Source organism: Pseudomonas sp. RW409, from assembly GCF_003184125.1.
Lineage (GTDB): Bacteria > Pseudomonadota > Gammaproteobacteria > Pseudomonadales > Pseudomonadaceae > Aquipseudomonas > Aquipseudomonas chlororaphis_I.
In genome coordinates this window covers 333,160-340,891 of record NZ_QHHP01000040.1, presented here as the reverse complement: position 1 = coordinate 340,891, position 7,732 = coordinate 333,160, and the positions used below count along the sequence as shown (strand labels likewise).

The following is a 7,732-nucleotide window of genomic DNA, read 5'->3' as shown; positions in this document are numbered from 1 at the left end:
CGCCCCCACGACCCAACCCCCTGGAGCCGGCGGCGCCTTCGCACGCCGGCCCTACACGGGAAATTGCACGCGCACTTCGAACCCATCGCAACGGCCACTGGCCGGTGATGCCAGGTGCAGTTCGCCGCCCACGCCGTGAACGATGCTCTGGGCAATCGCCAGCCCCAGGCCGGAGCCGCTGGCCTCGCTGTTGCCGCGGACAAAACGCTCGGTCAGGCGTTGCAGCACTGGCGGCGGCACCACCGGTCCGCCATTGACCACCCGCAGGCAACCATCGGCGCCAAGGCTGACGTCTACCGGCTGCAACGGATCGCCGTACTTCAGGGCGTTTTCGATCAAGTTGCGCAGCAGGATGCCAAAGGCGTCCGGGTCGATGGCAGCACACACCCGGGGCGTCTGCGGCAACTGCAGCCGGATGCGCGGCGCGGCGCCGCGATTCCACTCCTCCACGCCATGGGCCAGCAGCGGAATCAAGTCCTCGGGGGTTTCGGACAACAGCCCGCCGCCCTCGGCCTTGGCCAATTGCATAAGTTTTTCCGAGAGCCGGGCCAGCTCCCGCAGGGCGTTCTCGATCTTCGCCGCCCGTAGCTGCAACGGCCCCTCCGGGGCTTCATGGCGCAGGCGCTGGATCTGCGCCAGGGTCGCCGCCAGGGGCGTGCGCAATTCATGGGCGCTGTTGGCGGTAAAGCTGCGTTCGGTTTCCAGGGCTTTGCGCAGGCGCTCCAGCAAATGATTGACCGCTTCGGCCAGGGGATCGATTTCCGCCGGCAGGCGCGCCACCTTGATCGGTGACAGGTCGCCCACCCCCCGGGCCTCCACCGCTCGCCGGTAGGCCAAGACGCTGCGCAGGCTGATGCGCACGAACAGCCAGGTGCCCAGCAGGCTGATGGGAATCAACCCGAGCAAGGGCACCAGCAAGGCGAACAGCGCCTCCCGGGAAGCTTCGCGGCGCTGGGCCAGGGGCTCGGCGATCTCGATGACGATCGAGTCGTTCTCGGCGCTGGCGCTGTACAGGCGGTATTTGCCCCGGGTGGTAAAGCCCGGGCTGGGCCGGTGGCTGAAGATCTTCAGCTTGGCGTCGTGGGAGCGCATCAGAATCTGCCCCTCGGCGTCGCGCACCACGTAGGTCAGGTATTCGCTGTCCATCTTCAGGGTCGCCACATGCCGGGCCCGGCGCGGCCCGGAACGGTTGCCGATTTCCAGCGCGGCCAGGGGCAGGATGCGCTGGGCCGTGGCTTCCAGGGCGCTGTCGAAGGTTTCTTCCAACTCATGCTGGACCGCCAGCCAGGTGCCGGCGGTGGCCCCCAGCCAGAGCAGGGTCATGCCCAGGGTCAGCCCCAGGCTCAGGCGCTTTTGCAGGCTGGTCGGACGCTTCATGCGGGCATCAGCCGGTAGCCCATGCCGCGCACGGTTTCGATCAGTTCGCGCCCGAGTTTCTTGCGCAGGCGGCTGACGTAGACCTCGATGGTGTTGCTCTCGATTTCCGCGCCGAAGGCATACAGCCGCTCCTCCAGCTGGGACTTGGAGAGCAAGGCGCTGGGGCGCTGGACAAAGGCCTCGAACACCGCCCACTCACGGGCGGTGAGATCGATGATGGCGCCGCCGCGCTGCACGGTGCGGGCGCTGATGTTCACCTGCAGCTCGCCGAGGCGGATCTGCGGGTTGGGGTTGCCGCTGTAGCGCCGGGCCACCGCCGCGACCCGCGCCGACAGCTCAAACAAGTCGAAGGGCTTGACCAGGTAATCGTCGGCGCCAGCGTTGAGCCCGGCGATGCGCTCGGAAATCTGGTCCTGGGCGGTGAGGATGATCACCGGCGTCACGTCCCCGGCACCGCGGCGCTGGCGCAGGAATTCCAGGCCGCGCCCGTCGGGCAGCATCAGGTCCAGCAGGATCAGGTCGTAGGCTGTGCTGGCGACACTGGCCCGGGCCTGCTCGAGGCGCTGCACCCAATCCACGGCGTGGCCATCGTCGGCAATCTGCTCGCGCACCGCTTCCCCGAGTACCGCCGCGTCCTCGATCAATAACACCCGCATGACGCCCTCCCCTGATCTGTGTGGTGACGCACCTTAACCGCCGAACCTGACGCCAACCTGAAGATTCAGCTGGCCATCAAAAACCCCTCATCAGGGTAGCCACACACGCCCCGCGACAGCCGGAGCCAGATCATGAAAAGCCCATTCGCCCGGCCTCGAAGTTTTTTCAACGTCCTTCAGGTTGCTGTCAGCTAAGCGGCTCAGGCTGCAGCCACATCACTTGAAAAGGACACCCTCATGAACAAGCTTGTCGTCGCCAGTTGCCTCGCCGCGGTTCTGGCCTTGCCTGGGCTGGCCCAGGCCCGTGAAGTGACCCTGACCACCCGTCTGAAGGACTACGGCGGCAATGACGCTTACCTGGCGATCTACCTCACCGACGCCAATGGCACCTACCAGCAGACCCTGTGGGTCGCCGGCAAGAAGGCCAAGTACTACAAGCACCTGCCGGACTGGGCCCGGGGCAGCCGCATGGCCGCCGCCCAGTACGACGGCATCAGCGGTGCCAGCGTCGGCAGCGGCGAGACCCTGACCGTCAGCGCCGAGCTGGCGGACAGCCTGATCGACGCCGGGTATCAGATCCGCATCGACAGCGCCGTGGAGGACCAGCGCGATGTCCGCGCCGACGTGGTCCTGCCCCTGACACTCCAGGGCGCAGGCCAGCCGGCCAGCGGCAGCACCTACGTGCAATCCCTGCGCTACGACCTGTAATGCCCACGCCGTCAGGAGGCACAACCATGTTGCGCTCGTTGCATTCGATTCCCGGGCTGATCGCCGCCCTGCTGGTGATGCTGCTGGCCATCAGCGGCACGACCCTGGCACTGAACCCGGCGCTGGAACGCCTGCACACACCCCAACCGGCCGTGGCGCAAGTCTCGGTCGGGCAACTGGCCGGACGCGTTGCCGGCCATCTGAGCGGGATCGAGCAGATCCGGCGCACGCCCTCGGGCTCGGTGATCGTCTACCACAGCCAGGACGGCCAGGCGCTGGCCAGCACGGTCGACCCACTGACCGGCGCAGTGCTCGCGCCCTACGCACCCTCAGTGTTTGCCCGCTGGGTCAAGGAGCTGCACCGCTCGCTGTTTCTCGACACGACGGGCCACGCCGTATCGGCACTGGGCGCCCTGGCGATGCTTTTGCTGGCGTGCTCCGGTGCCGTGTTGCTGGCCCGCCGCGTCGGCGGCTGGGGCAACCTGCTGCGGCCCTTGCGGGGCAGCTTCAGCCAGCGCTGGCACGCCGAGCTCGGACGCCTGACCACCCTGGGCCTGCTGCTGTCGGCCCTGAGCGGGTTGTACCTGTCGGCCGGCACCTTCGGCTTGATTGCCGACGGCAGCCAGGCCGAACCGGCCGTCCCCCCCCCAGTCAGCGCCGGCCCGGCCTTGCCGGTGGCCAGCCTGCCGGCGTTGCAGGCCCTGGACCTGAATGACCTGCGCGAGCTGGTCTACCCCAGCCCTGGCAACCCCCAGGACCTGTACAGCCTGCGCACCACCGCCGGCGAGGGCTATGTCGACCAGGCCAGCGGCGCCCTGCTGTCCTTCCAGCCCTACGCCGGCGCGCATCAGGCCTATGAGCTCATCTACCGGCTGCACACTGGCGAAGGCCTGTGGTGGCTGGGCCTGCTGCTGGGGACCTGCGCCCTGGGCGTGCCGCTGATGAGCGTCACCGGCCTGTGGCTGTGGTGGCGCCGGCGCCAAGGCGCCACGCCGATCCACGACAACAGCACGGCCGCCAACGCCGACTGCGTGATCCTGGTGGGCAGCGAGAACAACAGTACCTGGGGCTTTGCCCACACCTTGCACCAGGCCCTGGTGATGGCCGGGATCAAGGTCCACAGCGCGCCGATGAACCAGTTGCAAAGCGATTACCCCAAGGCGCGCCACCTGCTGATCCTCACGGCCACCCACGGCGATGGCGATGCCCCGGCCTCGGCCACGGCTTTTCTCGCGCGCCTGGGGCAAAACCCGCCGGGGCCGGGGCTTCCATTTGCCGTGCTGGGTTTTGGCGACCGCCAGTTCCCACGCTTCTGCGGCTTCGCCGAGCAAGTGCAGAACGCCCTGGCCGCCAGCGGTGCGCGCCCCCTGCTGCCCCTGGACTGCATCCATCGCCAGTGCGCCCAGGAGTTCCAGCGCTGGGGCCAGGCGCTGGGAGCGGCCCTGGGGCTGGAGCTGGACTTGCAGCACCACAGCCAAACCCCGCCCAGCCATGACCTGGAGCTGGTCGAGTCCGTGGCCTATGGCGCCCAGGTCCAGGCACCGACCCGGATCCTGCGTTTCAAGGCCCCAGCCGACGGCAGCGGCCAAGGCTTGCCCGAGTTCCAGGCCGGCGACCTGGTGGGCATCCTGCCCCCCGGCACTGCGCAGCCGCGTTTCTACTCCCTGGCCAGCAGCAGCGCCGACGGGGTCCTGGAGATCTGCGTGCGCAAGCACCCTGGAGGCCTGTGCTCAGGCTTTCTCCATGACCTGCAAGCGGGAGCGCGGATCCAGGGCTTCATCCAGCCCAACCCGCAATTTCGCCCTGTCCAGGGCTCGCAACCGGTGATCCTGATCGGCGCCGGCACCGGAATCGGCCCCCTGGCGGGCTTTATCCGCGGCAACCGGGCCCGGCAACCGATGCACCTGTACTGGGGCGGGCGCCACCCGGCCTCGGACTTCCTCTACGAGCCGGAACTCAAGGGCTATCTGGCCGACCGACGCCTGACCGCCCTGCACGCGGCCTTCTCCCGGGTCCCGGCGCGCGGCTACGTGCAGGACCGGCTGCTCGCCGATGCCCTGGCGCTACGCTGGCTGGTGGAAAAAGGCGCCCAGGTGCTGGTCTGCGGCAGCCGGGACATGGCCAAGGGGGTGATCCAGGCCCTGGACGAAGTGCTGGCGCCGCTCAACCTCAGCGTACTGACCCTCAAGGCCCAAGGACGTTACCGTGAAGACATCTACTGAAACCACCGGACTGCAACGCTACAGCCTCAACGGCCCGACCATGGGCAGCCGCTACACCGCGCTGTTCTATGCCGCCCCGGGATTCGCTACCCGAGACATCGCGGACCGCCTGGCCCAGGCGGTGGAACGGGTTGAGCAACAGATGTCGAGCTGGAACCCCACGTCCGATCTCAACCGACTCAACTCGGCGCCCAGGCACCACTGGGTCAGCGTGCCCAGGGAACTGATGAACGTCATCACCACGGCGCTGCAGGTCAGCGAGCAATCCGCCGGGGCCTTCGAGATCGCCGTGGGTGAACTGGTCCAGGGCTGGGGCTTCGGCCCCACGGCCCGGACACTGGATCAGCCGGCGCTGGCCGAGTTGGGCCGGCAGCGCCTCGCCCCCGCCAGCTATGCCCTGGAGCTGCAACCCCGGCGCCACCGCTTGCGCAAGCGGGCGAAGCTGCGCCTGGACCTCAATGGCATTGCCAAGGGTTTTGGCGTCGATGAACTGGCCCGCGCCCTGGAAGCCTCGGGCATCCGTGACTATCTGGTGGGGATCGACGGCGAAATGCGCGCCAGGGGCAGCAAGCCCGCCGGGCAACCCTGGACCGTGGCCCTGGAGAAACCCCTGCGTGGGGTCCGCCAAGTCATGGGGGTGATGGAGCTGGGTAATGCGGCCATTGCCACCTCCGGCGACTACCGGCGGTGGGTGGAGATCGCCGGGCAGTCCTATGCCCATACCCTCGACCCGGCCACCGGCGCGCCCCTGGACAACCGCCTGGCCTCGGTCAGCGTGGTGGCCGCCAACTGCATGCTGGCCGATGCCTGGGCCACCGCGCTGTTGGTGCTCGGCGAAGTCGAGGGACCGCGGTTGGCCCAGGAGCGCGGCATGGATGCCTTGTTCGTGATCCGCGACGGCGCGCAGTTGCGCGAGGTGTCTATCGTGGGCGGACAGTTGCAGGCGCAGATCGAGACCCGCTGAAGCCGGTGTCTGTTGCCCCGATGAAACTCATGTACCGGCACTGCGAACGGCACGCTAACGACCGCATCGGTTGGCCGCGAGCTTGGTGGTTGGCCCTTGCGGTGGGAGCACAGCGTGGCGCCATGGATCGGCGGCATGTCCCTGATGTTCCTCGCTGGCAAGGTGAGGCTGGAGGCGTATACTTTGGCAAATTTTGTCAAACGTGGACAAAACCATGAGCACCATGAACATTTCCCTGCCAGAAGCCCTCAAGGCCTTCGTCGACGATCAGGTCAGCCAGCGGGGCTACAGCACCAGCAGCGAGTACGTGCGGGAGCTGATCCGCAAGGATCAGGATCGACAGCACCTGCGCGGCCTGCTGCTGGCGGGTGCTGAATCGGCGCCTGGCACTCCCGTGGACGATCGTTACTTCGACGCTCTTCGCGCCAGAGTCCGCAAGGAATGAAGGCACAGCGGGTCATTCCAAGGGCCCTGGCCAATCAGGATGTAGAAGACGCTGTCGACTACTACCTGGCTCAACAGGCCGAGCAGGCAGCCTTGGGCTTCATCGACGACCTGCAAGCTGCCTATGCGCATATCGCCCGGCATCCGGCCTCAGGCCTTTCCCGCTACCCCCATGAGCTCGATTTGCCAGGGCTTCTTTACTGACCATTGAGTCGCTATCCCTTTCTGGTGTTCTACGCGCGGCACGACGACCACATTGACGTGTGGCGCGTCTTGCACGCCATGCGGGACATTCCCGCCTCGCTGACGGAAAGCCCCGCACATTGATCGACCAGCAGCATTCAATTACGCCGGCTTTGCCGGCTATCGCGAGCAATCGAGCGTCGACCGGCTGCTCCTACAGAAGCACGCAATGCGTAGCCCGTTACCAGTCGGTGTTTAACCCGCAGTGAAGAACTGCCGCCCATCCTGCTTGAGCAGATCCAGCAGCAACTGGGCCGCCGGCGACAGGTAGCCTTCGGTCCGCACCAGCACCACGATGCTGCGATGCATGCGGGTTTGCGCCAGCGGCACTTCCCGCAGGTGGGCGATGCCCTTGAAGTCGTCCAGGGTTTCCCGGGCCAGGAAGCTCAGCAGCCCGGTCTTGGCGATCAGCCGCGGCAGCAGGGAGATGGTGTTGGTCTCGATCTGCACCGAGGGCAACGGCAGCTTGTGACTCTGGAACACGTTGTCGATCCAGCGCCGGGCCGAGACCCCGGTGCCCGGCAGCACCCAACGGTAGTCGCACAGGTCGCGCAGGCGCATCGGCGTGTCGAACACCGGGTGGTCGCGGCTGGCCACCACCACGGCCTGGTCTTCGAACAGGGTGTGGTGGCTCAGGTTTGGGTCACCCTCGAACAGCGGGCAGATCACCATGTCCAGGCGCCCCGAGCGCAGGGACTCGCGGAGCACGTCGTCCTGGCCGATCACCAGGTTCAGGGTGATGTCCGGAGCGCGCTCCAGCAGGGTCGCGGTCATCTGCGGCAGCAGGTGCTCGGCCATGCTGGCGGCGCAGCCCAGGCGGATATTGCCGAGCACGCCGCTGGCAAAATCGCGCACCTCGCGATGGGTCTCGGCGATGTTCTGCTGCAACTGCCGGGCGCGCTGTTGCAGCAACAGGCCCACCGCCGTCAGCTTGATCCGCCGCCCGTCGCGCTCGAACAGCTTGGTGCCGAAGGATTCCTCCAGGCGCTGGATGCTTTTGGTCAGCGCCGGCTGGCTGCGGTTGAGCTTCTGCGCCGCGCGCCCGAGGTGGCCGAGCTCGGCGATGGTTTCGAAATAGGTCAGGTCGCGCAGGTCCATGATCGATAAACCAGAGTTAT

At 67.2% G+C, this 7,732-nt stretch carries 7 protein-coding genes and 1 pseudogene; 5 read left to right on the top strand and 3 right to left on the bottom strand.

Annotated elements, in window-relative coordinates; all coding sequences use genetic code 11:
• Positions 1–51 precede the first annotated feature (51 nt).
• Together DK261_RS20110 and DK261_RS20105 are read right to left on the bottom strand one after the other, a co-directional pair.
• Positions 52–1,377: an ATP-binding protein gene (locus DK261_RS20110; protein WP_053268686.1), complete on the bottom strand. Its 1,326-nt coding sequence runs from the start codon at positions 1,375–1,377 to the stop codon at positions 52–54.
• Positions 1,374–2,033: a response regulator transcription factor gene (locus DK261_RS20105; protein WP_016703347.1), complete on the bottom strand. Its 660-nt coding sequence runs from the start codon at positions 2,031–2,033 to the stop codon at positions 1,374–1,376. The genes DK261_RS20110 and DK261_RS20105 overlap by 4 nt, the downstream gene beginning before the upstream one ends.
• Positions 2,034–2,270: 237 nt before the next feature.
• Here DK261_RS20105 and DK261_RS20100 point away from each other — a divergent pair, with 237 nt between their 5' ends.
• From DK261_RS20100 to DK261_RS20080, 5 genes and pseudogenes are all read left to right on the top strand, one after another.
• On the top strand, positions 2,271–2,741 hold the full coding sequence (locus tag DK261_RS20100; RefSeq protein ID WP_016703346.1) for a DUF2271 domain-containing protein: 471 nt from the start codon (positions 2,271–2,273) through the stop codon (positions 2,739–2,741).
• Positions 2,742–2,767: 26 nt separating this feature from the next.
• Positions 2,768–4,963, top strand: coding sequence for a PepSY domain-containing protein (locus tag DK261_RS20095; protein WP_110176211.1), 2,196 nt, complete (start codon positions 2,768–2,770; stop codon positions 4,961–4,963).
• Positions 4,947–5,927 carry an FAD:protein FMN transferase gene (locus DK261_RS20090; protein ID WP_110176210.1) on the top strand — a complete coding sequence of 327 codons (981 nt, stop codon included), beginning with the start codon at positions 4,947–4,949 and terminating at the stop codon, positions 5,925–5,927. The genes DK261_RS20095 and DK261_RS20090 overlap by 17 nt, the downstream gene beginning before the upstream one ends.
• A gap of 214 nt (positions 5,928–6,141) precedes the next feature.
• A complete protein-coding gene (locus DK261_RS20085) occupies positions 6,142–6,372 on the top strand; it encodes a type II toxin-antitoxin system ParD family antitoxin (protein ID WP_009048274.1) in 231 nt (76 codons plus the stop codon).
• Positions 6,369–6,698: pseudogene (locus DK261_RS20080) on the top strand (type II toxin-antitoxin system RelE/ParE family toxin). Before DK261_RS20085 ends, DK261_RS20080 begins: the two are co-directional and overlap by 4 nt.
• Positions 6,699–6,809: 111 nt before the next feature.
• On the opposite strand, the gene DK261_RS20075 reads toward DK261_RS20080, so the two are convergent.
• A complete protein-coding gene (locus tag DK261_RS20075) occupies positions 6,810–7,712 on the bottom strand; it encodes a LysR family transcriptional regulator (protein WP_028682171.1) in 903 nt (300 codons plus the stop codon).
• Positions 7,713–7,732: the final 20 nt, after the last annotated feature.

Bases quoted from the DNA above. Each gene is read 5' to 3' on its own strand.
- DK261_RS20105 (WP_016703347.1), bottom strand. From the start codon at position 2,033: ATGCGGGTGTTATTGATCGAGGACGCGGCGGTACTCGGGGAAGCGGTG.
- DK261_RS20085 (WP_009048274.1), top strand. From the start codon at position 6,142: ATGAGCACCATGAACATTTCCCTGCCAGAAGCCCTCAAGGCCTTCGTC.
- DK261_RS20095 (WP_110176211.1), top strand. From the start codon at position 2,768: ATGTTGCGCTCGTTGCATTCGATTCCCGGGCTGATCGCCGCCCTGCTG.
- DK261_RS20110 (WP_053268686.1), bottom strand. From the start codon at position 1,377: ATGAAGCGTCCGACCAGCCTGCAAAAGCGCCTGAGCCTGGGGCTGACC.
- DK261_RS20100 (WP_016703346.1), top strand. From the start codon at position 2,271: ATGAACAAGCTTGTCGTCGCCAGTTGCCTCGCCGCGGTTCTGGCCTTG.
- DK261_RS20075 (WP_028682171.1), bottom strand. From the start codon at position 7,712: ATGGACCTGCGCGACCTGACCTATTTCGAAACCATCGCCGAGCTCGGC.